This window comes from Mesorhizobium sp. B2-8-1, assembly GCF_006440955.1.
GTDB lineage: Bacteria > Pseudomonadota > Alphaproteobacteria > Rhizobiales > Rhizobiaceae > Mesorhizobium.
Genome location: NZ_VFTX01000011.1, coordinates 191042 through 214425, shown reverse-complemented (window position 1 = coordinate 214425; position 23384 = coordinate 191042). Strand labels below are relative to the sequence as shown.

31 protein-coding genes are annotated in these 23384 nt (G+C 62.5%); 2 read left to right on the top strand and 29 right to left on the bottom strand.

Annotated elements, in window-relative coordinates; all coding sequences use genetic code 11:
* Positions 1–116: 116 nt before the first annotated feature.
* From FJ428_RS25510 to rpsL, 27 genes are all read right to left on the bottom strand, one after another.
* On the bottom strand, positions 117–725 hold the full coding sequence (locus tag FJ428_RS25510; protein WP_140501277.1) for an adenylate kinase: 609 nt from the start codon (positions 723–725) through the stop codon (positions 117–119).
* Positions 722–2062, bottom strand: coding sequence for a preprotein translocase subunit SecY (gene secY, locus FJ428_RS25505; protein WP_140501275.1), 1341 nt, complete (start codon positions 2060–2062; stop codon positions 722–724). The genes FJ428_RS25510 and secY overlap by 4 nt, the downstream gene beginning before the upstream one ends.
* A 191-nt stretch (positions 2063–2253) precedes the next feature.
* Positions 2254–2727, bottom strand: coding sequence for a 50S ribosomal protein L15 (rplO, locus tag FJ428_RS25500; RefSeq protein WP_140501273.1), 474 nt, complete (start codon positions 2725–2727; stop codon positions 2254–2256).
* 22 nt (positions 2728–2749) lie between these two features.
* Positions 2750–2947, bottom strand: a complete 198-nt coding sequence (rpmD, locus tag FJ428_RS25495; protein ID WP_006205449.1) for a 50S ribosomal protein L30 — start codon at positions 2945–2947, stop codon at positions 2750–2752.
* Between the two features lie 24 nt (positions 2948–2971).
* Positions 2972–3535, bottom strand: a complete 564-nt coding sequence (gene rpsE, locus FJ428_RS25490) for a 30S ribosomal protein S5 (RefSeq protein ID WP_006333394.1) — start codon at positions 3533–3535, stop codon at positions 2972–2974.
* 147 nt (positions 3536–3682) lie between these two features.
* The gene (rplR, locus tag FJ428_RS25485; RefSeq protein WP_140501271.1) at positions 3683–4042 is read right to left on the bottom strand and encodes a 50S ribosomal protein L18; all 360 of its coding nucleotides are present in this window, start codon (positions 4040–4042) and stop codon (positions 3683–3685) included.
* Between the two features lie 139 nt (positions 4043–4181).
* Positions 4182–4715, bottom strand: coding sequence for a 50S ribosomal protein L6 (gene rplF, locus FJ428_RS25480; RefSeq protein WP_140501269.1), 534 nt, complete (start codon positions 4713–4715; stop codon positions 4182–4184).
* A gap of 92 nt (positions 4716–4807) precedes the next feature.
* A complete protein-coding gene (gene rpsH, locus FJ428_RS25475) occupies positions 4808–5206 on the bottom strand; it encodes a 30S ribosomal protein S8 (RefSeq protein ID WP_006205453.1) in 399 nt (132 codons plus the stop codon).
* A 12-nt stretch (positions 5207–5218) separates the two neighbouring features.
* A complete protein-coding gene (gene rpsN / locus FJ428_RS25470; RefSeq protein WP_013895695.1) occupies positions 5219–5524 on the bottom strand; it encodes a 30S ribosomal protein S14 in 306 nt (101 codons plus the stop codon).
* 27 nt (positions 5525–5551) lie between these two features.
* On the bottom strand, positions 5552–6130 hold the full coding sequence (gene rplE / locus FJ428_RS25465; RefSeq protein WP_023717521.1) for a 50S ribosomal protein L5: 579 nt from the start codon (positions 6128–6130) through the stop codon (positions 5552–5554).
* Positions 6123–6437, bottom strand: a complete 315-nt coding sequence (rplX, locus tag FJ428_RS25460) for a 50S ribosomal protein L24 (protein WP_006205456.1) — start codon at positions 6435–6437, stop codon at positions 6123–6125. Before rplX ends, rplE begins: the two co-directional genes overlap by 8 nt.
* A gap of 12 nt (positions 6438–6449) precedes the next feature.
* On the bottom strand, positions 6450–6818 hold the full coding sequence (rplN, locus tag FJ428_RS25455) for a 50S ribosomal protein L14 (protein WP_006205457.1): 369 nt from the start codon (positions 6816–6818) through the stop codon (positions 6450–6452).
* An 85-nt stretch (positions 6819–6903) separates the two neighbouring features.
* A complete protein-coding gene (gene rpsQ / locus FJ428_RS25450; RefSeq protein ID WP_010909280.1) occupies positions 6904–7143 on the bottom strand; it encodes a 30S ribosomal protein S17 in 240 nt (79 codons plus the stop codon).
* Positions 7144–7154: 11 nt separating this feature from the next.
* On the bottom strand, positions 7155–7355 hold the full coding sequence (gene rpmC, locus FJ428_RS25445) for a 50S ribosomal protein L29 (RefSeq protein ID WP_006205459.1): 201 nt from the start codon (positions 7353–7355) through the stop codon (positions 7155–7157).
* 13 nt (positions 7356–7368) lie between these two features.
* Positions 7369–7782, bottom strand: coding sequence for a 50S ribosomal protein L16 (rplP, locus tag FJ428_RS25440; RefSeq protein WP_027026963.1), 414 nt, complete (start codon positions 7780–7782; stop codon positions 7369–7371).
* Positions 7783–7809: 27 nt separating this feature from the next.
* A complete protein-coding gene (rpsC, locus tag FJ428_RS25435) occupies positions 7810–8538 on the bottom strand; it encodes a 30S ribosomal protein S3 (protein ID WP_140501263.1) in 729 nt (242 codons plus the stop codon).
* On the bottom strand, positions 8538–8927 hold the full coding sequence (gene rplV / locus FJ428_RS25430) for a 50S ribosomal protein L22 (RefSeq protein WP_006205462.1): 390 nt from the start codon (positions 8925–8927) through the stop codon (positions 8538–8540). Before rplV ends, rpsC begins: the two co-directional genes overlap by 1 nt.
* 2 nt (positions 8928–8929) lie before the next feature.
* Positions 8930–9208, bottom strand: a complete 279-nt coding sequence (rpsS, locus tag FJ428_RS25425; RefSeq protein ID WP_006205463.1) for a 30S ribosomal protein S19 — start codon at positions 9206–9208, stop codon at positions 8930–8932.
* A gap of 16 nt (positions 9209–9224) precedes the next feature.
* On the bottom strand, positions 9225–10058 hold the full coding sequence (rplB, locus tag FJ428_RS25420) for a 50S ribosomal protein L2 (RefSeq protein WP_140501261.1): 834 nt from the start codon (positions 10056–10058) through the stop codon (positions 9225–9227).
* Positions 10059–10080: 22 nt separating this feature from the next.
* Entirely contained in the window at positions 10081–10374 is a 294-nt protein-coding gene (locus FJ428_RS25415; protein ID WP_006205465.1) for a 50S ribosomal protein L23, read from the bottom strand.
* A complete protein-coding gene (rplD, locus tag FJ428_RS25410) occupies positions 10371–10991 on the bottom strand; it encodes a 50S ribosomal protein L4 (RefSeq protein ID WP_140501259.1) in 621 nt (206 codons plus the stop codon). Before rplD ends, FJ428_RS25415 begins: the two co-directional genes overlap by 4 nt.
* Complete coding sequence (gene rplC, locus FJ428_RS25405; RefSeq protein ID WP_140501257.1) at positions 10991–11719, bottom strand: 50S ribosomal protein L3; 729 nt, start codon at positions 11717–11719, stop codon at positions 10991–10993. Before rplC ends, rplD begins: the two co-directional genes overlap by 1 nt.
* Positions 11720–11780: 61 nt before the next feature.
* The gene (rpsJ, locus tag FJ428_RS25400; RefSeq protein ID WP_006205468.1) at positions 11781–12089 is read right to left on the bottom strand and encodes a 30S ribosomal protein S10; all 309 of its coding nucleotides are present in this window, start codon (positions 12087–12089) and stop codon (positions 11781–11783) included.
* A gap of 66 nt (positions 12090–12155) precedes the next feature.
* Positions 12156–13331: an elongation factor Tu gene (gene tuf / locus FJ428_RS25395; protein WP_140515452.1), complete on the bottom strand. Its 1176-nt coding sequence runs from the start codon at positions 13329–13331 to the stop codon at positions 12156–12158.
* 65 nt (positions 13332–13396) lie between these two features.
* Entirely contained in the window at positions 13397–15487 is a 2091-nt protein-coding gene (gene fusA / locus FJ428_RS25390) for an elongation factor G (RefSeq protein WP_140558709.1), read from the bottom strand.
* A gap of 29 nt (positions 15488–15516) precedes the next feature.
* Positions 15517–15987: a 30S ribosomal protein S7 gene (gene rpsG, locus FJ428_RS25385; RefSeq protein WP_008875664.1), complete on the bottom strand. Its 471-nt coding sequence runs from the start codon at positions 15985–15987 to the stop codon at positions 15517–15519.
* Positions 15988–16052: 65 nt separating this feature from the next.
* Positions 16053–16424: a 30S ribosomal protein S12 gene (gene rpsL / locus FJ428_RS25380; protein ID WP_006333356.1), complete on the bottom strand. Its 372-nt coding sequence runs from the start codon at positions 16422–16424 to the stop codon at positions 16053–16055.
* 483 nt (positions 16425–16907) lie between these two features.
* On the opposite strand from rpsL, the gene FJ428_RS25375 reads away from it, so the two are divergent.
* Both FJ428_RS25375 and FJ428_RS25370 read left to right on the top strand, forming a co-directional pair.
* Positions 16908–17189, top strand: a complete 282-nt coding sequence (locus FJ428_RS25375) for a transcriptional regulator (RefSeq protein WP_140501636.1) — start codon at positions 16908–16910, stop codon at positions 17187–17189.
* Positions 17190–17348: 159 nt separating this feature from the next.
* Positions 17349–18275 carry a Gfo/Idh/MocA family oxidoreductase gene (locus tag FJ428_RS25370; RefSeq protein WP_140558708.1) on the top strand — a complete coding sequence of 309 codons (927 nt, stop codon included), beginning with the start codon at positions 17349–17351 and terminating at the stop codon, positions 18273–18275.
* 49 nt (positions 18276–18324) lie between these two features.
* Here FJ428_RS25370 and FJ428_RS25365 read toward each other — a convergent pair whose 3' ends face one another.
* Both FJ428_RS25365 and rpoC read right to left on the bottom strand, forming a co-directional pair.
* Positions 18325–18990, bottom strand: coding sequence for an O-methyltransferase (locus tag FJ428_RS25365; protein ID WP_140671687.1), 666 nt, complete (start codon positions 18988–18990; stop codon positions 18325–18327).
* An 85-nt stretch (positions 18991–19075) separates the two neighbouring features.
* Positions 19076–23272 (bottom strand): DNA-directed RNA polymerase subunit beta', encoded by a 4197-nt coding sequence (rpoC, locus tag FJ428_RS25360; protein WP_140501630.1) that lies wholly within the window; start codon positions 23270–23272, stop codon positions 19076–19078.
* Positions 23273–23384 lie beyond the last annotated feature (112 nt).

Here is a 23384-nt window from a genome sequence, read left to right as displayed (position 1 = left end):
TGCGGGAGTTTCCTGGTCAAAAACGGCTGCCCCGCCCTTGCGGGCAAGCAAACTCCATGCCTGACAGGAAGACGGGCCGCCATACCCCAGCGGACCGCTTCAGTCAAGCACAATCGCTATTTGGCCGAGGCGGCCTCTTTCACCGTCGCCGCGAGCACGGCTTCGATCTCCGACGTCACGGCATCGATACCAGCCATGCCGTCCACGCTCTTCAGCCGGCGCTTGGCATAATAATAGCCGATCAGCGGAGCGGTCTTCTTGTAATATTCCCGCAGGCGCTCCTCGAACACCGCCGGATTGTCGTCCTTGCGCACCGGCTGACCGGCTGCCTTGGCCTCATCGGCGCGCTTGACGATGCGGCCGACCAGCGCCTTGTCATCGACGACAAGCTCGATGACGGTGTCGAGCGCGATGCCACGTTCGTCAAGCATCGATTCAACCGCATCAGCCTGCACCAGCGTACGCGGGTAGCCGTCGAGGATGAAACCATTGGCGCAATCGGGCTGGTCAATGCGCTCGGCCACGATGGCGTTGACGATGGCATCCGAGACCAACTCGCCGGCATCCATGACCGCCTTGGCGCGCTTGCCGACTTCGGTACCGGCCTGGACCGCGGCGCGCAGCATGTCGCCCGTGGAAAGCTGGGGGATGCCGTGTCTCTCTACCAGTCTTTGTGCTTGTGTCCCCTTGCCCGCTCCTGGCGGCCCAAGCAAAATCAACCTCATCTGGCTTTCTTCCCCCCGCGCAGCTTCGACTTCTTGATCAGGCCTTCATATTGGTGCGCGATCAGGTGGCCCTGAATCTGCGCAACCGTGTCGAGCGTGACACTGACCACGATCAGAAGCGATGTGCCACCAAGGTAGAATGGTACGCCAGTCGCCGAGATCAGGAACTCCGGCAGCAGACAGACCAGCACCAGATAGATGGCACCGACGACAGTGATGCGGGTAAGAACGTAGTCGATATAGTCGGCGGTGCGCTCGCCCGGACGGTAGCCGGGGATGAAGCCGGAGTGCTTCTTGAGCTGGTCGGCGGTGTCCTTCGGGTTAAAGACGATCGCGGTGTAGAAGAAGGCGAAGAACACGATCATCGCCGCGTAGAATAACATATAGAGCGGCTGGCCATGGCCGAGCGAGGCCAGGATGGTGCTGGCCCAGGCCGGCATGTTCGTCGTCTGCGAGAAGCCGGCGACGGTGGCCGGCAGCAACAGCAGCGACGAGGCGAAGATCGGCGGGATGACGCCCGACGTGTTGAGCTTGAGCGGCAGGTGGGAAGTGTCGCCCTGGAACATGCGATTGCCGACCTGACGCTTCGGATACTGGATCAGCAGACGCCGCTGGGCGCGCTCGAAGAAGACGATGAGCGCGATGACGACGATGGCCAGCACGATGATCGCCAGGATCAGGCCGGTCGACAGCGCTCCGGTGCGGCCGAGTTCCAGCGTGCCGGAAATGGCATGCGGCAGGCCGGCGACGATGCCGGAGAAGATGATCAGCGAAATGCCGTTGCCGATGCCGCGCGCGGTGATCTGCTCGCCGAGCCACATCAGGAACATGGTGCCGCCGACCAGCGTGACGACGGTCGAGATGCGGAAGAACATGCCGGGATCGCTGACGATGCCGTTGCCGCCTTCAAGCCCGACCGAAATACCATAGGCCTGCACCAGCGCCAGGAGCACCGTGCCGTAGCGCGTGTACTGGTTGATGACCTTGCGGCCCTGCTCGCCTTCCTTCTTCAGCGCTTCCAGCGACGGGATGACCGAGGTCATCAGCTGCATGATGATGGAAGCGGAAATGTAAGGCATGATGCCGAGCGCGAAGATCGCCATGCGTTGCACGGCGCCGCCGGCGAACATGTTGAACATGCCCAGCACGCCCTTGCTCTGCGAAGAGAAGGCCTGCGCGAAGGCATCGGGATTGATGCCGGGAAGCGGGATGTAGGTGCCGAGGCGGTAGACGAGCAGCGCGCCGACGGTGAACCAGATTCGTTTCTTCAGGTCCTCCGCTTTGGCGAAGGCTGAGAAATTCAGATTCGAGGCTAGTTGTTCAGCAGCCGAAGCCATGCCCGATTCTCCGCTTGGTCACGCTTGATGGCCCTAAGGTCAGGCGGCGCGTGTCACCGAAGCTCACGAGATAAGCTCCGGACTGTAAACATGCAAGCGGCCGCGTTGACGCGGCCGCCATATTGAACAGGTCGAAGCGCGATCGAAAGCAAAACCGGATCCGGCCTTGCCGAGCGCGCTTCAAATTGCTGTTACTCGGCGGCCGCCTCTTGCGGCAGCTTGACCGAACCGCCGGCCTTTTCGATCTTCTCGATCGCGGCCTTGGAGGCCCCGGCGACGTCAAAGGCGAGCTTCGCCTTGAGATCGCCGTCCGACAGCACGCGCACGCCGTCCTTCACGCGACGGATGACGCCGGCGGCTACCAGCGCCTCGGCCGTCACGGTCGCCTTCGCATCGAGCTTCTTGGCGTCTACAGCGGCCTGGATACGGGCCAGCGAGACGACGGTGAAGCTCTTGGCGAAGATGTTGTTGAAGCCACGCTTCGGCAGGCGCCGATAGAGCGGCATCTGGCCACCCTCGAAGCCGTTGACGGCGACGCCGGAGCGCGCCTTCTGGCCCTTGACGCCGCGACCGGCAGTCTTGCCGGAACCGGAGCCGATGCCGCGGCCGAGACGCTTCTTCGAATGCGTCGCGCCGTCCTTGTCACGCAGATCGTTGAGTTTCATCTTGCTTCTCCTGCGCCTGTGCTCAGCCCTCGTCCACGACGCGGACGAGATGCTGGACGGCAGCGATCATGCCGCGCACGGAAGGCGTATCTTCCAGCGTGCGCTGCTTGTGCATCTTGTTGAGGCCGAGGCCGACCAGCGTCGCGCGCTGTTCCTTCGGGCGACGGATCGGCGAGCCGATCTGCTCAACGGTGATGGTCTTGGTTGCTTTCTTGGCCATGGTCAAAATCCCTGGTCAGATCGACTATTCTTCAGCCGCGACGGCGGTGCCGCGGCGGGCCTGAAGGGTCGAATACTTGATGCCGCGCGCGGCAGCCACATCCTTGGGATGCATCTGGCTCTTCAGCGCGTCGAAAGTGGCGCGAACCATGTTGTAAGGGTTCGACGAACCCATCGACTTGGCGACCACGTCATGCATGCCGAGCGTCTCGAAGACGGCACGCATCGGGCCGCCGGCGATGATGCCGGTACCTTGCTTGGCGGCGCGCAGGAGAACACGGCCGGCGCCCCAGCGTCCCTCGACATCGTGGTGCAGCGTGCGGCCCGAGCGCAGCGGCACGAAGATCATGTCGCGCTTGGCCGATTCGGTTGCCTTGCGGATGGCTTCCGGCACTTCGCGCGCCTTGCCGTGACCGAAGCCGACGCGGCCCTTCTGGTCGCCGACGACGACGAGTGCTGCAAAACCGAAGCGGCGGCCGCCCTTGACGACCTTGGCGACACGGTTGATGTGGACGAGCTTGTCGACCATGCCGTCATCGCGTTCTTCACGATCGCGGCCGCGGCCGCCATCCCTACGTTCCTGTGCCATATCCTGTTCCTTGTTCTTTTCCGGAAGCACGGGTTGCTGAATGCCGACGCCTCATTGCGGGTCGCCGACGGTGAAAATCATCACTCCCTTGCATGATCCGTTTCGAAAAGTCTGCAACTTTCTGCCGACTTTCGGTCCGGATCAGGCTTAGAAGCTCAAGCCGCCTTCACGAGCCGCCTCGGCCAGCGCCTTGACGCGGCCGTGATAGATGTACGGGCCGCGGTCGAAGACGACTTCCTTGACTCCCGCCTTGGCGGCACGCTCGGCGATCAGCTTGCCAATCGCGGCAGCGGCAGCGGTATCTGCACCGGTCTTGAGCGAACCCTTGAGGTCCTTCTCGAGGGTCGAGGCGGCAGCGATGGTGTGGCCCTTGGCGTCGTCGATGACCTGGACGTAGATGTTCTTCGACGTGCGGTGAACCGACAGGCGCGGACGCTCGCCGGCGACCTTCTTGATCTGGCGGCGGACGCGCTGCGCGCGGCGCTGAGTGGCTTCCTTGGTACCCATGATGGTCTTCCTTGCCTTCAGAAAACGGGGGCCGCCCTGTGCGGTAGGCGAAAGCGCCTCCCGCGACCGCTCCCCGCGGCGTTACACTTCCTGGCTTGGCCCCTTCCGAAAAGTCTGCACCTTCCCGGGGCCAAACCCACTACTTCTTCTTGCCTTCCTTGCGGACGATCTTCTCGCCTGCATAGCGGACGCCCTTGCCCTTGTAGGGCTCGGGACCACGGTATTCGCGGATTTCCGCGGCCACCTGGCCGACCTGCTGCTTGTCGATACCGGCAACGGTGATTTCGGTCGGCTTCGGCACGGTGATGGTGATGCCTTGCGGCGTCTCGTAGACGACGTCGTGGCTGAAGCCGAGCGCCAGCTGCAGGTTCTTGCCCTGCAAGGCGGCGCGATAGCCGACGCCGGTGATCTCGAGCTTCTTTTCGAAGCCGTCCTTGACGCCCTGCAGGATGTTGACGATCTGCGTGCGCGACATGCCCCACTTGGAGCGGGCAGTCTTGGACTGGTCGCGCGGCTCGACAGCGATCTCGCTGCCTTCCATCTTGACCAGCACTTCGTCGTTGACCACGAACTTCAGCTCGCCCTTGGGGCCCTTCGCCGTCACGGTCTGGCCGTTGACGGTCGCGGTCACGCCCTGCGGCAGCGAAACGGGTTTCTTTCCAATACGAGACATTTTGTTGTCCTCGTCACTTCTCTTGTTTCAGGTCTCTGTCTTCGGAACGATCCGAAGACCGGATTCCATTTTTTCGGGATCACGCTGCCGGATCAGAAGATCTGGCAGAGGATCTCGCCACCGACATTCTGTTCGCGCGCTTCGTGGTCGGCCATCACGCCCTTCGGCGTCGAAAGGATGGCGATACCGAGGCCGTTGGCGACATGCGGGATCGACTTGGCCGAAACGTAAACGCGGCGGCCCGGCTTCGAGACGCGGGCGATTTCGCGCACCACCGGCGCTCCGTCGAAATACTTCAGCTCAATCTCGATTTCGGACTTGCCGTTGTCGAAATCGGTCTGGCTGTAGTCGCGGATATAGCCTTCAGCCTTCAGCACGTCGAGGACGCGGGTGCGCAGACGCGAGGCCGGCGTCGACACGCTCGACTTCTTGCGGCCATAGGCGTTGCGGATGCGGGTCAGCATATCGCCGAGAGGATCGCTCAATGACATGTTATGTCCTCCTTACCAGCTCGACTTGACCAGGCCCGGGATCTGGCCGTTATTGCCGAGATCACGAAGCGCGATGCGCGATACTTTGAGCTTGCGATAGTAGGCACGCGGACGGCCGGTGACTTCGCAGCGGTTGCGGATGCGGATCTTGGCCGAGTTGCGCGGCATGGCGGCAAGCTTGAGCTGAGCGCGGAAGCGCTCCTCCATCGGCTTGGACTGGTCCATGATGATCGCCTTCAGGGCAGCGCGCTTGGGACCGTACTGGTCGGCAAGCTTGCGGCGCCTGTTGTTCTTCTCGACTGAGCTGGTCTTTGCCATTTCAGATTTTTCCTTTTCTCGCTGCCGTTACTGGCGGAAGGGGAAGTTGAAGGCCTTGAGCAGTGCCCTGGCTTCGTCGTCCGTCTTCGCAGTCGTACAAACGATGACGTCCATGCCCCAGATCTGATCAACCTTGTCGTAGTTGATCTCCGGGAACACGATGTGTTCCTTGATGCCCATGGCGTAGTTGCCACGGCCATCGAAGCTCTTCGGATTCAGTCCGCGGAAGTCGCGGACGCGCGGCAGCGCGATGTTCACGAGGCGGTCGAGGAACTCGTACATGCGTTCCTTGCGCAGCGTGACCTTGGCGCCGATCGGCATCTTCTCGCGGACTTTGAAGCCTGCGATCGAATTGCGGGCGCGGGTGACGACGGCCTTCTGGCCGGCGATCATCGCCAGATCCTCGGCCGCGATCGAAGGCTTCTTCGAATCGCCGGTCGCTTCGCCAACGCCCATGTTCAGCACGATCTTGTCGATGCGCGGAACCTGCATCTCGTTGTCGTAGCCGAACTGCTCCTGCAAGGCCTTGCGGATGGTCTCGTTGTAGACCTGCTTGAGGCGCGGCGTGTTCTGGGCAGTCGCCTGCTTGGTTTGAGCCTTAGCCATTGATGACTTCTCCCGAGCGCTTGGCGACGCGCACCTTCTTGCCGTCCTTCTGGAAGATGAAGCCGACGCGGGTCGGCTTGCCATCCTTGGGGTCGGCCAGCGCGATGTTCGACAGCTGGATCGGCGCTTCCTTGGTGATGATCCCGCCCTCTTGGGACTGGGACTGCTTCTGGTGACGACGGATCATGTTGACGCCGCGCACCAGCGCGGTGTCGTCCTTCGGCTGAACCGACAGGACTTCGCCCGAACGGCCCTTGTCCTTGCCAGCCAGCACGACGACCTTGTCGCCTTTTCTAATCTTCTGCATTGGTCCGGCTCCTTACAGCACTTCAGGCGCGAGCGAGATGATCTTCATGTGGTTCTTGGCGCGGAGTTCGCGCGGAACCGGTCCGAAGATACGCGTGCCGATCGGCTCTTTCTTGTTGTCGACGAGAACGGCCGCGTTCTTGTCGAAACGGATCACGCTGCCGTCCGGGCGGCGGATGTCCTTGGCCGTGCGAACCACGACCGCCTTCATCACATCGCCCTTCTTCACGCGGCCGCGCGGGATGGCTTCCTTGATCGACACCACGATGATGTCGCCTACGGAAGCGTATTTCCGCTTCGAGCCGCCCAGCACCTTGATGCACATGACACGACGGGCGCCGGAATTATCCGCGACGTCGAGGTTTGTTTGCATCTGAATCATGACTGGCCGCCTTCTTCTTTTCTAACGGGACGGGTTCTTCACCCCTCCCCGGTCTGTCCAAAATTCGTTTGTTTACGCCCAGAGATCAGGCTTGGTCCGAAGACACGACGATCCAGCGCTTGTCCTTGGAAATCGGCTTCGATTCCTGGATGAACACCTGATCGCCAACCTTGTGGGCGTTGTTCTCGTCGTGCGCCTTGTACTTCTTGGTCATGCGCACGGTCTTCTTCATCACGGGATGCGTGAAGCGCCGTTCGACCTTGACGACAACCGTCTTCTCGTTCTTGTCGCTGACGACGGTGCCCTGCAGAATGCGCTTTGGCATGGTTTTCGTCCTTAAGCCTTCTTAGCCGCGGACTTTTCCGCAGCGATGGTCTTGATACGCGCAATGTCCTTGCGGACCTGCCTCACGCGCGCGGTCTTTTCGAGCTGGCCGGTCGCCTTCTGGAAGCGCAGGTTGAACTGCTCCTTCTTCAGGCTGGCCAGGTCGTCGGTCAGCTGGTCCTGGGTCTTGGTCCGGATGTCTTCGGCTTTCATGATCAGCCCGTCCTTATTCTGCGATGCGCTGTACGAAGCGCGTCCTGACCGAGAGCTTGGCCGCGCCGAGACGCAGTGCCTCACGGGCGGTTTCTTCATTGACGCCGTCGATCTCGAACATGATCCGGCCCGGCTTGACGCGCGCCGCCCAGTAGTCGACCGCGCCCTTGCCCTTGCCCATGCGGACTTCGGTCGGCTTCGAGGTGACCGGCAGATCCGGGAAAATACGGATCCAGACACGGCCGGCGCGCTTCATCTCGCGGGTGATCGCGCGGCGGGCCGCTTCGATCTCGCGCGCGGTGACGCGGTTCGGCTCAAGCGCCTTCAGCCCGAAACCACCGAAATCCAGGTTGGTGCCGCCCTTGGCGGTACCGTGGATGCGGCCCTTGAACTGCTTGCGGAACTTTGTGCGCTTTGGCTGCAGCATCGTTCTAACTCCAAATTCCTAAATGTCTCAGGCGTTTTCGCGACGACGACCGCGTTCGCGATCACCACCACCACCGCCATGCGCATGATCGCCCTCGGTCGCGCGGCGCTCCGAAGCCATCGGGTCGTGCTCGAGGATCTCGCCCTTGAACACCCACACCTTGACGCCGCAGATGCCGTACGCCGTATTCGCCTCGGCCGTGCCGTAGTCGACATCGGCGCGCAGCGTGTGCAGCGGCACGCGGCCTTCGCGGTACCATTCCATGCGCGCGATTTCGGCGCCGCCGAGACGGCCCGAGCAGTTGATGCGGATGCCTTCGGCACCGAGGCGCATCGCCGACTGCACGGCACGCTTCATGGCGCGGCGGAACGCGATGCGGCGCTCGAGCTGCTGGGCGATCGACTGCGCGACCAGGGTCGCGTCGATCTCCGGCTTGCGCACTTCGACGATGTTGAGGTGCGTCTCGGACTTGGTCATCTCCATCAGCTTCTTGCGAAGCTTCTCGATGTCGGCGCCCTTCTTGCCGATGATCAGACCCGGGCGCGCGGCATGGATGGTGACGCGGCACTTCTTGTGCGGACGCTCGATCACAACCTTCGAAATGGCAGCCTGCTTGAGCTCCTTCTCGAGGTACTTGCGGATCTTGATGTCCTCATGCAGCAGCTTGCCGTACTCGCCGGTGTTCGCGAACCAGCGCGAATCCCAGGTGCGGTTGATGCCGAGGCGAAGACCGATCGGATTGACTTTCTGGCCCATTATGCGGCCTCCCCTTTTTCTTCGACTTCACGAACGACGATCGTGAGGTGCGAGAACGGCTTCTCGATACGGCTGGCGCGACCACGGCCCCGGGCATGAAACCGCTTCATGACGATCGACTTGCCGACATAGGCTTCCGCCACGATCAGCGCATCGACGTCGAGGTCGTGGTTGTTTTCCGCGTTGGCGATTGCCGATTCCAGCGTCTTCTTGACCGTGCCGGAAATCCGCTTGGCCGAGAATTCCAGGTCGGAAAGCGCTGTCGCGACCTTCTTGCCGCGGATCAGCGCGGCAACCAGGTTCAGCTTCTGCGGGCTGATACGGATCGTGCGCAGTACGGCGCGCGCTTCGTTGTCAGCAAGCCTGCGCGGAGCTTTGGCCTTGCCCATGATTATTTCCTCTTCGCCTTCTTATCCGCGCCGTGACCGTAATAGGTCCGCGTCGGAGCGAATTCACCGAACTTGTGACCGACCATGTCCTCGTTCACCGAGACGGGAACATGCTTCTGGCCGTTGTAGACACCGAAGGTGAAGCCGACGAACTGCGGCAGGATGGTGGAGCGACGGCTCCACATCTTGATCACCTCATTGCGACCACCTTCACGAACCTTGTCCACCTTCTTGAGAAGGTAGCCGTCGATGAAGGGGCCTTTCCAAATAGAACGAGTCACTTGGCGTTACCTCTTCTTAGCTCTTGCGCTGATGGCGCGAGCGCAGGATGAACTTGTCGGTCGCCTTGTTGGACCGCGTCTTCTTGCCCTTGGTCGGCTTGCCCCACGGCGAGACCGGATGGCGGCCACCGGAGGTGCGGCCTTCACCACCGCCATGCGGGTGGTCGACCGGGTTCATGGTCACGCCGCGATTGTGCGGGCGCTTGCCACGCCAAACCGTGCGGCCGGCCTTGCCGTCGTTGATGTTGCCGTGGTCCGGGTTGGACACGGCACCGACGGTAGCCATGCAGGAGCCGTGAACGACACGCTGCTCGCCCGAGTTGAGGCGCAGGATCGCCATGCCCTGGTCGCGGCCGACGAGCTGGGCGTAACCGCCAGCCGAACGGGCGACCTGGGCGCCCTTGCCCGGCTTCAGCTCGATGTTGTGGACGATCGTGCCGACCGGCATCGAGGCCAGCGGCATCGCATTGCCCGGCTTCACGTCGACCGCTTCGCCAGCCACGATCTTGTCGCCTGCGGCAAGGCGCTGCGGAGCGATGATGTAGGACAGCTCGCCATCGTCATACTTGATCAGCGCGATGAAGGCGGTGCGGTTCGGATCGTATTCAATGCGCTCGACCGTGCCGACGACGTCGAACTTGCGGCGCTTGAAATCGATGATGCGGTACGAACGCTTGTGACCGCCGCCGATGAAGCGTGCAGTGATGCGGCCGTAATTGTTACGGCCGCCCGACTTGGTCAGGCCCTCGGTCAGACCCTTGACGGGCTTGCCCTTGTAGAGGCCCGAGCGGTCGACGATGACCAGCTGACGGGTGCTCGGCGTTATCGGGTTGAATTTTTTAAGTGCCATTGTCCTGTCCTCGCGGCCTTGCTCAGAGACCCGTCGCGACGTCGATCGACTGGCCGTCGGCCAGCGTCACTACCGCCTTCTTGACGTCGCTCTGGCGGCCGATCGTGCCGCGGAAGCGCTTGATCTTGCCCTTGCGGACAAGCGTGTTCACGGCCATCACCTTGACGCCGAACAGCGCTTCGACGGCGGCCTTGATTTCCGGCTTCGACGCCTTCTTGGCGACGTTGAAGACGACTTGGTTCTGCTCGGAAGCCATGGTCGACTTTTCGGTGATCGCCGGGCTGACGATTACGTCGTAGTGACGAAGGTCGGTCATTTAAAGCGCTCCTCGAGAGCCTCGACGGCGGCCTTCGAAAGGACCAGCGTGCCGCGGCGCAGAATGTCGTAGACGTTGATGCCCTGAATGGGCAGCACGTCGATGTTCGGGATGTTGGTCGCGGCCAGCTTGAAGTTCCGGTCGAGCTCGGCGCCACCAATCACCAGGGCGTTCGTCAGGCCCAGCGTCGCGAAATTCGCGATCAGCGCCTTGGTCTTTGCCTCGGTCAGCTTCAGCTCGTCGATGACGATGATCGACGCGCTCTTGGCCTTGGCCGAGAGAGCATGCTTGAGGCCGAGCGCGCGGACCTTCTTCGGCAGCTCGTGCTCGTGGCTGCGAACGACCGGGCCGTGAGCCTTGCCGCCGCCGCGGAACTGCGGAGCGCGTGCCGAATGGTGACGGGCGCGGCCCGTACCCTTCTGTTTGTACATCTTGGCGCCGGTGCGCGCGATCTCGGCGCGGCCCTTGGCCTTGTGCGTGCCCTGCTGCTTCTTGGCGAGCTGCCAGCGCACGACGCGCTGCAAAATGTCCTCGCGCGGATCAAGGCCGAAAATCTCCTCGGATAGTTTCACCTTGCCGGCGTCCTTGCCGCCCAGCGTTGTGATCTTGAGATCCATTATTCCGCTCCCTCTGTGGCCGGAGCCTCATTCTTCGTGCCCATACCGGCAGCAACTGGGCGGATCGCGGCGGGCTTCGGCGCATTGGCCGGAAGCGCCACCTTGGCGGCGTCGCGAACCAGGATCCACGCACCCTTCGACCCGGGAACCGCGCCGCGGATCAGGATCAGGCCGCGGTCGGCATCGGTCGAGACGATCTCGACGTTCTGCGTGGTGACGCGCGTGTCGCCCATGTGGCCGGCCATCTTCTTGCCCTTGAACACCTTGCCGGGGTCCTGGCGCTGGCCGGTCGAGCCGTGCGTGCGGTGCGAGACCGAGTTACCGTGGGTCGCGCGGCCACCACCCATGTGGTGGCGCTTGATGACGCCCTGGAAACCCTTGCCGATCGTCGTGCCGGTGACGTCGACCTTCTGGCCGGCGACGAAATGCTCGACGGTGATCTCGGCGCCGACATCGATCATGTTGTCGGCGGAGACGCGGAACTCGGCAAGTTTGGCCTTCGGCTCGACGGAAGCGGTCGCGAAATGGCCGCGCATCGCCTTCGACGTGTTCTTCACCTTGGCAAGGCCAACGCCGAGCTGAACGGCGGTGTAGCCATTCTTCTCCTGCGTGCGCTGCGCCACGACCTGGCAGTTCTCCATCTGGAGAACGGTGACGGGAACATGTTCCCCGGCATCGTTGTAGATGCGGGTCATTCCCACCTTCTTTGCAATCACACCTGAACGCATCGGTTCAATTCCTTTAGAGTTCCGGGCCAGGGGCACCGCCCCTTACCGCGCTCTCATTCCCTTAGAGCTTGATCTCGACGTCGACACCGGCGGCCAGATCGAGCTTCATCAAAGCATCGACGGTCTGCGGGGTCGGATCGACGATATCGAGCAGACGCTTGTGCGTGCGCATCTCGAACTGCTCGCGGCTCTTCTTGTCGACGTGAGGCGACCGGTTGACCGTGAACTTTTCGATCCGCGTCGGCAGCGGAATGGGGCCGCGGACGTTGGCACCGGTGCGCTTGGCCGTCGACACGATTTCGCGCGTCGAGGCGTCGAGCACCCGGTGATCAAACGCCTTCAGGCGGATGCGGATATTCTGTCCGTTCATGCGTCACTTCCTTGTTCTGGCGCGGCGCGGGCACCCGCGCCCGCGACAGATCGGTTTAAGTCCAAATTACTCTTTGATGGTGACGACGATGCCGGCACCGACGGTGCGGCCGCCTTCACGGATGGCGAAGCGCAGCTTCTCTTCCATCGCGATCGGCACGATCAGCTCGACGTCGACCGTGATGTTGTCGCCAGGCATCACCATCTCGGTGCCGGCCGGCAGCGACACGATGCCGGTCACGTCGGTGGTGCGGAAGTAGAACTGCGGACGGTAGTTGGTGAAGAACGGCGTGTGACGGCCGCCCTCGTCCTTGGTCAGGATGTAGGCTTCGGCCACGAACTTCTTGTGCGGCTTCACCGAACCGGGCTTGGCCAGAACCTGGCCGCGCTCGACACCTTCACGGTCGACACCGCGCAGCAGCGCGCCGATGTTGTCGCCGGCCTGGCCCTGGTCGAGCAGCTTGCGGAACATCTCGACGCCCGTGCAGGTCGTCTTGGTGGTCGGACGAATGCCGATGATCTCCAGCTCCTCGCCGACCTTGACCACGCCGCGCTCGACGCGACCGGTCACGACCGTGCCGCGGCCCGAGATCGAGAACACGTCCTCGATCGGCATCAGGAACGGCTTGTCGAGCGGACGGACAGGCGTCGGGATATAGGCGTCGACCTGAGCCATCAGCTCGCGGATCGCGTCCTCGCCGATCTTCTTGTCCGAATCTTCCAGAGCCGCCAGCGCCGAACCCTTGACGATCGGAATGTCGTCGCCGGGGAACTCGTTCTTGGTCAGCAATTCGCGAACCTCGAGCTCGACCAGCTCAAGCAGCTCGGCGTCGTCGACCTGGTCGACCTTGTTCAAGAACACCACGATCGACGGTACGCCGACCTGGCGGGCCAAAAGGATGTGCTCGCGGGTCTGCGGCATCGGGCCGTCGGCGGCCGACACAACCAGGATCGCGCCGTCCATCTGCGCGGCACCGGTGATCATGTTCTTCACATAGTCGGCGTGGCCGGGGCAGTCGACGTGGGCGTAGTGGCGGTTCTCCGTCTCGTACTCGACGTGAGCCGTCGAAATCGTGATGCCGCGCGCCTTCTCTTCCGGCGCCGCGTCAATCTGGTCATAGCGCTTGTATTCGCCAAAATACTTGGTGATCGCTGCCGTCAAAGACGTCTTGCCATGATCAACGTGGCCAATCGTGCCGATGTTCACATGCGGCTTGGTGCGCTCGAATTTACCTTTTGCCATGTGATGTCTCCATTCCTGCTCGCCCGTACGGGCTCTTAATTAAGTTGCCGCAGCACCCTGTCGGGTTACGCGTATTTCTTCTGGACTTCCTGGGCGACCGCGGTCGGGACCGGCTCGTAATGGTCGAACTGCATCGTGTAGGCCGCACGGCCCTGGCTCATCGAGCGCAGGTTGTCGACGTACTTGAACATGTTGGCGAGCGGCACCATCGCGTTGATGACGACTGCCACGCCGCGGGCTTCCTGGCCCTGGATCTGGCCACGGCGGCCGTTGAGGTCGCCGATGACACCGCCGACATAATCTTCCGGCGTCACGACCTCGACCTTCATGATCGGCTCGAGCAGCTGCACGCCGAGCTTCGGCGAAGCTTCCATAAAGCAAGCGCGGGAAGCGATTTCGAATGCGAGCACCGAAGAGTCGACGTCGTGGAAAGCGCCGTCGATCAAGGTAGCCTTGACGCCGATCATCGGGAAACCGGCAAACGGGCCGGAACCCATCTTGCTCAGCAGGCCCTTCTCGACACCCGGGATGTATTCCTTCGGCACAGCGCCGCCGACGATCTTGGACTCGAACACGAAATCCTCGCCCTCGGGGTTCGGCTCGAAGACGATCTTCACGCGAGCGAACTGCCCGGTACCACCGGTCTGCTTCTTGTGCGTGTAGTCCTGCTCGTGCCTGCGGGTGATCGTCTCGCGATAAGCCACCTGCGGTGCACCGACATTGGCCTCGACCTTGAACTCGCGGCGCATGCGGTCGACGATGATGTCGAGGTGCAGCTCGCCCATGCCGGAAATGATGGTCTGGCCGCTTTCCTCGTCGGTCTTGACGCGGAAGGACGGATCCTCGGCAGCCAGGCGATGCAGCGCGAGGCCCATCTTTTCCTGGTCGTTCTTGGTCTTCGGCTCGATCGCGATCTGGATGACCGGATCGGGGAATTCCATACGCTCGAGGATGACCGGATGAAGCGGATCGCACAGCGTATCGCCGGTGGTCGTGTCCTTGAGACCTGCGAGAGCGACGATGTCGCCGGCATAGGCCTCTTCAACGTCGGCACGGGAATTCGCATGCATCTGCAGCATGCGGCCGATGCGCTCTTTCTTGCCCTTCACGGTGTTGTCGACCGAGATGCCCTTGGTGAGCTTGCCCGAATAGATACGGGCAAAGGTCAGCGAACCGACGAACGGGTCGTTCATGATCTTGAACGCCAGCATCGACAGCGGCTCGTTGTCGTCGGCGTGACGCTCGATCTCGGCGTCGGTCTTGGCATCGACACCCTTGATCGCGGGCACATCGGCCGGCGACGGCAGGTATTCCACGACGGCGTCGAGCAGAGGCTGCACGCCCTTGTTCTTGAATGCCGAGCCGCAGAACATCGGGAAGAACTTGACCGCGATGGTGCCCTTGCGGATCAGCGCGCGGATCTCGTCATTCGACGGCATCTTGCCTTCGAGGTAGTTCTCAAGAGCCGTCTCGTCCATCTCGACGGCGGCCTCGATCATCTTCTCGCGGTATTCCTCGGCGCGAGCCTTGAGGTCGGCCGGGATCTCGACGACGTCCCAGGCAGCGCCCAGCGTCTCGTCGCGCCAGACCAGCGCGTTCATCTCGACCAGGTCGACGACGCCCTTGAATTCGGTCTCGGCGCCGATCGGCAGCTGCATGACGACAGCCTGCGCACCGAGGCGTGAGCCGATCATCTCGACCGAGCGGTAGAAGTCGGCGCCGGTCTTGTCCATCTTGTTGCAGAAGATCATGCGCGGCACGCGGTACTTGTCGGCCTGGCGCCAGACGGTTTCCGTCTGCGGCTCCACACCGGCATTGGCGTCGAGCAGCGCGATGGCACCGTCAAGCACGCGCAGCGAACGCTCGACCTCGATGGTGAAGTCGACGTGTCCGGGCGTGTCGATGATGTTGAAGCGGTGCATCTTGCCGTCACGGCCCTTCCAGAAGGTCGTGGTCGCGGCCGACGTGATCGTGATGCCGCGTTCCTGCTCCTGCTCCATCCAGTCCATGGTCGCGGCGCCGTCGTGCACTTCGCCGATCTTGTGCGACTTGCCCGTGTAATAGAGGACGCGCTCGGTGGTCGTCGTCTTGCCGGCGTCGATATGCGCCATGATACCGAAATTGCGGTAGTCTTCGATTTTATATTCGCGGGCCATCGTAACTGCCTCTCAGTCTCTTTCGCGCTTTACCAGCGGTAGTGCGCGAAGGCGCGGTTGGCTTCAGCCATCTTGTGGGTGTCTTCACGCTTCTTCACGGCGGTGCCGCGGTTGTTGGCCGCGTCCATCAGCTCGCCGGAGAGGCGGTCGACCATGGTGGTCTCGTTGCGGTTGCGGGCCGCGGCGATCAGCCAGCGGATGGCCAGCGCCTGACGGCGCTCGGGGCGCACGTCGACCGGAACCTGGTAGGTGGCGCCGCCGACGCGACGCGAACGCACTTCCACATGCGGCGCGACATTGTCGAGCGCCTGATGGAAAACGGTGACCGGCTCCTGCTTGGTCTTCGACTGGACCTGGTCGAGCGCGCCGTAGACGATGGTCTCGGCAACCGACTTCTTGCCGTCATACATGACGGCGTTCATGAACTTGGTGACGATCAGATCGCCGAACTTGGGGTCCGGATTGATCTCACGCTTTTCTGCACTGTGACGACGGGACATGGCTTTTGTCTCTCAATCTCTCATAGCCCGGCGCGCAGTCAAAAAAGCGCCGAAGCCGGAAAACCTTACTTCGGACGCTTGGCACCGTATTTCGAACGGCGCTGCTTGCGGTTCTTCACACCCTGCGTGTCGAGCACGCCGCGGATGATGTGGTAACGGACACCCGGAAGGTCCTTGACGCGGCCGCCGCGGATCATGACCACGGAGTGCTCCTGAAGGTTGTGACCTTCGCCGGGGATGTAACCGATCACCTCGAAACCATTGGTCAGGCGGATCTTGGCCACCTTGCGCAGCGCCGAGTTCGGCTTCTTCGGCGTCGTTGTGTAGACGCGCGTGCAGACGCCCCGCTTCTGCGGGTTCTGCTGCATGGCCGGGACCTTGTTGCGCTTCACCGGCGCAATGCGCGGCTTGCGGATCAGCTGGTTGACGGTAGGCATTAAACCCTCTTGTCTCTCAATTCCGTGTCTCGTGCCGGTCAAGGCTCGCTCAAAGCGCCATTTCCATACGCAAATTCGGGCCACAAACCGCGCCTTGCGGTCTTGCCCGAACAAATCGCAGAGGAAGCGGATACCGCTTCGTGCACGCCGGAAATGTCTTTTCGCTCGTAAAACGAACCCTGTTTGAGGCAAACTCCAAAGCGTGTCGCTTCGGAAGGGAGAGCCTCACATCGGTTCTGACTGGGCGGCTTCTACTCGCAAGCCCGCGTACCGTCAACCCCGGAGCGGCAAATATTGCATTGAAGCCGGGGCTTGGCAGCCATGCGTAAACCGCATGTAATTTTCTTTCGTAATTTTGCAAGGGCGAGGAAGAAAGTGCCAAGCCTTTAGCAAAGTGAATGGCTTTTGGCTGTTGCGCGGCGCGGCTTCATGCGAAAAAGCCGCATGAACAGTCAAAGCCCCTCGCCGCGAAGGAATCGGCCCGTGAACGACAACGAGGAACGCCCGGTCACCATCATCACTGGCCGGGTGTGGAAGAGAAAAGGCGGCAAGCCGGAAGGCGTGCACGTCATGCTGGTTGCGCCCGATGACGATTCGGCGGTGCGCCGTGCGCTCGAATCGCTGGCGGCGGAGGGTTACGCCGAAGCCGAGCTCGACCAGATCGGCGACATGGAGGGCGAGCCCGACGAGGAGCCGCATCTTTCGGCCTTCCAGGGGGCGCTCGAAGGCGAAGTGTCGATCGTGACCTTCGATGTGCCGATCTGAAAGCGTGCCGGCCCTCGCCGTTCGAATCGGCGCTGGAGCCTTCCAACGAGTGAAAGGCTGCAGCTCCGGCAAAGACGGAGTTGACCTTTCGGCTTCGGCTTGCCCGGGGCAAGTGTTCTGATAAGAAGCGCTCACCATTATCCAACAGACGGAGCGGCCGTGTCCCAGCCCATCAAGATAGGCATTGTCGGTGTCGGCAAGATCGTCCGCGACCAACACCTTCCGGCGCTCGCCAAGGACCGGGACTACCGGCTGATCGCCGCTGCCAGCCGGCATGGCAAGGTTGAAGACATCCATAATTTTCCCGATATCGAGACGATGCTTGGCGCTGTTCCCGAACTCGACGCCGTCTCACTCTGCATGCCGCCGCAATTCCGCTACGCTGCGGCGCGCACCGCGCTCGAGGCGAAGAAGCACGTGTTCCTGGAAAAGCCGCCCGGCGCCACGGTCAGCGAGGTCGAGGACCTGAAGGCGCTGGCGACGAAACAGGGCGTGTCGCTGTTCGCCAGTTGGCATTCGCGCTATGCGCCGGCGGTTGAAGCGGCGCGGACTTTTTTGGCCGCGACGCAAATCAAATCAGCGGCAATCGTCTGGAAGGAAGACGTGCGCCGCTGGCACCCGAACCAGGACTGGATCTGGCAGCCAGGCGGCTTCGGCGTCTTCGATCCAGGCATCAACGCGCTGTCGATCGCGACCTACATCCTGCCCGCCATGTACATCACCTCGGCCGCGCTCGACTTCCCGGAGAACCGCGACGCGCCGATCGCCGCCCAGGTCGCCTTCCGCGCGGCGAACGGGTCGGCGGTGACGATGGATCTGGATTGGCTCCAGACCGGGCCGCAGAGCTGGGACATTCTCGCCGATACCGATGCCGGCAAGATGGTGCTCTCGGGCGGTGGCTCGAAACTCGCCATCGACGGCCGCATTGTCCATGAAGAACCGGAATCGGAATATCCTGAACTCTACAGGCGTTTCGCCGAAATCGTGCGCGCCGGCACTTCCGATGTCGATCTCGCGCCCCTCCAGCATGTCGCCGACGCCTTCATGCTCGGCAAGCGCAATGTGGTCGAGGCGTTCTTCGACTGAACAGCGACTGTCGCCCGGATCGCGGATCCGGTCCGCCTATCGCAACAACTCAATCGACAATCGCTATGGCGAACCCGTCATAGCCCTTGGCGCCGACAGTCTGGATCGCGGTGCCGTCCAGGCGCTTGTCGCCGCCGATGAAGGAGAACGCCGCGCGTGCACCTTCGACGTTGGCGTCGCGACCATCCTCGTCGAGCACCGTGCCGTCGCGGATGACGTTGTCGCAGACGATGACCGTTCCCGAGCGCGACAGCCGCATGGCCCAGGAGAGGTAGTTGGGGTTGTTAGGCTTGTCGGCGTCGATGAAAACGAGGTCGAACGGCCCAGCGTCTTCGGCCCCCAGCGCAGCGAGCGACTGCAGCGCCGGCCCGACCCGCAGATCGACCTGTTCGGAAACCCCTGCCCGCTCGAAATTCGAACGCGCGACCTTGGCGTGGTGCGGATCGAGTTCGAGCGTCACGATTTTTCCGCCGGCCGGCAATCCCCGCGCCATCCAGATGGTGGAATAACCGCCCAGCGTACCAATCTCGAGCACCTTTTTCGCGCCGCGAATGCGCACCAGCAGCGAGAGCAGCTTTCCTTGCGTCGCCGAGACGTCGATCGCCGGCAAGCCACCGTCGCGGTTGGCCGCCAGGACCGCGTCGAGAACGGGATCCGCCTCGAAGAGCGAGGAAACGATGTAGTTATCGACAGCCGTCCAGGTTTTCATGCTCATCTGCCTTCCTCGATTGTTCGTTGAAACGAAAAAGCCGCCGGGTTGCCCCGGCGGCCTTGTTGCCTGAGATTTCGTGCCGCCGCGCTTACTGCGCGGCGGTTGTCATGTCGGCCAGCATCGGCTCGGCGACTTCGACACCGGAGGCCTTGCGGCGCTCGTCGATGATCAGTTCGTCGCGCGAGGTGGCGATGCGGCGGATCTGGCTCATCGTGCCGCCGGTACCGGCCGGGATCAGCCGGCCGACGATGACGTTTTCCTTCAAGCCCTGCAGCATGTCGGTCTTGCCGGCAACCGCGGCTTCCGTCAGCACCCTGGTCGTCTCCTGGAAGGAGGCGGCCGAGATGAAGGACGGCGTCTGCAGCGAGGCCTTGGTGATGCCGAGCAGCACCGGCTGGCCTTCGGCCGGCTTCTTGCCGTCCTCGATCAGGCGCTCGTTGACCTCTTCCAGCTCGATCACGTCGACGTGGTCGCCCGGAATATAGGTCGAGTCGCCCTGCGTGGTGATCTCGACCTTCTGCAGCATCTGGCGAACGATCACCTCGATGTGCTTGTCGTTGATCGACACGCCCTGCAGACGGTAGACTTCCTGGATCTCGTTGACGAGGTAGGACGCAAGCGCCTCCACGCCCTTGATCGCCAGGATGTCGTGCGGCGCCGGATTGCCGTCGAGGATGTAGTCGCCCTTCTCGATGACGTCGCCGTCCTGGAGATGGAACGGCTTGCCCTTCGGGATCAGGTATTCGACAGGCTCAAGCGTCGAGTCATGCGGCTCGATGATGATGCGGCGCTTGTTCTTGTAGTCGCGGCCGAAGCGGATTGTACCATCGATCTCTGCGATGATGGCGTGATCCTTCGGACGACGGGCCTCGAACAGCTCGGCAACACGCGGCAGACCGCCGGTGATGTCCTTAGTCTTGGCGCTTTCCATCGGGATACGCGCCAGGACGTCGCCAGGGCGAACCTGAGCACCCGGCTCGACCGAGAGAATGGCCTCGACCGAGAGCAGGAAGCGGGCATCGCCGCCCTTCGACAGCTTGCCGACCTTGCCCTTGGCGTCCTGAACGACGATCGCCGGCTTCAGGTCGTTGCCGCGCGGCGTCGAACGCCAGTCGATGACCTCGCGCTTGGTGATGCCGGTCGACTCGTCGGCCGTTTCCTGGACGGAAATGCCGTCGACCAGATCCTCGAACGCCACCTTGCCCTCGATTTCGGTGAGGATCGGGCGGGTGTAAGGATCCCATTCGGCGATGCGCTGGCCGCGCTTCACCTTGTCGCCATCGTCCACGAAGATGCGCGAACCATAGGTGACGCGGTGCGTGGCGCGCTCCTTGCCGGCCTCGTCGAGGATCAGCACCGCCATGTTGCGGCCCATGACCATCTGCTGGCCGTCCGAGTTGCGCACCACGTTGCGGTTGCGGATCTCGACCTTGCCCTCATAGGAGGCTTCAAGGAACGAGCTATCCACCACCTGCGCCGTACCGCCCATGTGGAAGGTACGCATGGTGAGCTGGGTGCCCGGCTCGCCGATCGACTGCGCCGCGATGACGCCGACGGCCTCGCCCTGGTTGACCGGGGTGCCACGGGCCAGATCGCGTCCGTAGCAGACCGCGCAGACGCCGACCCGGACTTCGCAAGTCAGCGCCGAGCGGATGCGGACCGACTGCACGCCGGCCTTCTCGATCTGCTCCACGTCGCGCTCGTCCATCAGCGTTCCGGCCTTGACCAGCAATTCGCCGGTCACCGGATGGTTGATGTCGTCGAGCGCGGTGCGGCCCAGCACGCGCTGGCCGACCGAAGCGACGACCTGACCGGCATCGACGATCGGCTGCATGGTGAGGCCCTTGTCGGTGCCGCAATCCACGGAGTTGACGATGCAGTCCTGCGCCACGTCGACCAGACGACGGGTGAGGTAGCCCGAGTTCGCCGTCTTCAAGGCGGTGTCTGCCAGGCCCTTGCGGGCGCCGTGGGTCGAGTTGAAGTACTCGAGCACGGTCAGGCCTTCCTTGAAGTTCGAGATGATCGGCGTCTCGATGATTTCACCCGACGGCTTGGCCATCAGGCCGCGCATGCCGGCGAGCTGGCGCATCTGGGTGGGCGAGCCGCGCGCACCGGAGTGCGACATCATGTAGATCGAGTTCATCGGCTTCTGACGACCATTGTCCTCGAACTCGACCGCCTTGATGCGGGCCATCATTTCGTCGGCGACCTTTTCCGAGCACTTGGCCCAGGCGTCGACGACCTTGTTGTACTTCTCGCCCTGCGTGATCAGGCCGTCATTGTACTGCTGCTCGTATTCCTTGGCCAAGGCCTCGGTGTCCGACACCAGCTTGATCTTGGTATCCGGGATCAGCATGTCGTCCTTGCCGAACGAAATGCCGGCGCGGCAGGCATGGGCGAAACCGAGCGCCATGATGCGATCGCAGAAAATGACCGTCTCCTTCTGACCGCAATGGCGGTAGACGGTGTCGATCATCTTGGAGATGTTCTTCTTGGTCATCTCCTGGTTGGCGGTCTCGTAAGGCACGTTGACGTTCTTCGGCAGAAGCTCGCCGATGATCATGCGGCCAGGCGTGGTGTCGTAGATCTTCGACACGACCTTGCCCTCGGCGTCGACCGAACGGAAGCGGCCCTTGATCTTGGCGTGCAGGGTCACCGCCTTGGTCTCGAGCGCGTGCTGGAGTTCGCCCATGTCGGCAAACACCATGCCCTCGCCCGGCTCATTCTGGTTGACGATCGAGAGGTAGTAGAGACCCAGAACCATGTCCTGCGACGGCACGATGATCGGCGCGCCGGAAGCCGGGTGCAGGATGTTGTTGGTCGACATCATCAGCACGCGGGCTTCCAACTGCGCTTCCAGCGACAGCGGCACGTGGACCGCCATCTGGTCGCCGTCGAAGTCGGCGTTGAAGGCCGTGCAGACCAGCGGATGCAGCTGGATCGCCTTGCCTTCGATCAGGATCGGCTCGAACGCCTGGATGCCGAGGCGGTGCAGCGTCGGCGCGCGGTTCAAGAGCACCGGATGCTCGCGGATGACCTCGTCGAGGATATCCCAGACTTCCGGACGCTCCTTCTCGACCAGCTTCTTCGCCTGCTTGACGGTCGAGGAGTAACCCTTCGCGTCGAGGCGGGCGTAGATGAAGGGCTTGAACAGTTCGAGCGCCATCTTCTTGGGCAGGCCGCACTGGTGCAGCTTGAGCTCCGGACCGGTGACGATGACCGAACGGCCGGAATAGTCGACGCGCTTGCCGAGCAGGTTCTGGCGGAACCGGCCCTGCTTGCCCTTGAGCATATCCGACAGCGACTTCAGCGGACGCTTGTTGGCGCCGGTGATGACGCGGCCACGGCGGCCGTTGTCGAACAGCGCGTCGACGGCTTCCTGCAGCATGCGCTTTTCATTGCGCACGATGATGCCGGGGGCACGCAACTCGATCAGCCGCTTCAGACGGTTGTTGCGGTTGATGACGCGTCGATAGAGATCGTTGAGGTCCGACGTCGCGAAACGTCCGCCGTCCAGCGGGACGAGCGGGCGCAGGTCCGGCGGAATCACCGGAACCACCTTCATGATCATCCATTCCGGACGGTTGCCGGACTCCATGAAGTTCTCGACGACCTTGAGCCGCTTCAGATACTTCTTCTGCTTCAGCTCGGACGTGGTCGAAGCCAGCTCCGAACGCAGGTCGCCGGCGATCTTCTCCAGGTCCATGCCGGCCAGAAGGTCATGAATGGCCTCGGCGCCGATCATGGCGGTGAAGCTATCCTCGCCATATTCGTCGACGGCGATCATGTACTCTTCCTCGCTGAGCAGCTGGTGCTCCTTCAGCGCGGTGAGGCCGGGTTCGGTGACGATGTAGTTCTCGAAGTAGAGGACGCGCTCGATGTCCTTCAGGGTCATGTCGAGCAGCGTGCCGATGCGCGAGGGCAGCGACTTCAGGAACCAGATATGGGCGACGGGTGCCGCCAGCTCGATATGGCCCATGCGCTCGCGGCGAACGCGCGACAGCGTGACTTCGACACCGCACTTTTCGCAGATGACGCCCTTGTACTTCATGCGCTTGTACTTGCCGCACAGGCACTCGTAGTCCTTGATCGGGCCAAAAATGCGCGCGCAGAACAGACCGTCACGCTCCGGCTTGAAGGTGCGGTAGTTGATGGTCTCCGGCTTCTTGATCTCGCCGAACGACCAGGACAGAATCTTCTCAGGGCTGGCGAGCGATATCCGGATGGAATCGAACACCTGCGCCGGCGCCTGGGGATTGAAGAGATTCATGACCTCTTGGTTCATGCCGTTCTCCTTTCGGGGTCCTCGAAAACCCCTTGCATCTGATGCGGGGCAAATGCCCGCTGAGTGGTCGGCCCACCGGCCGAAGAATTTGGTGCACCCGGTCGCGGGAGCC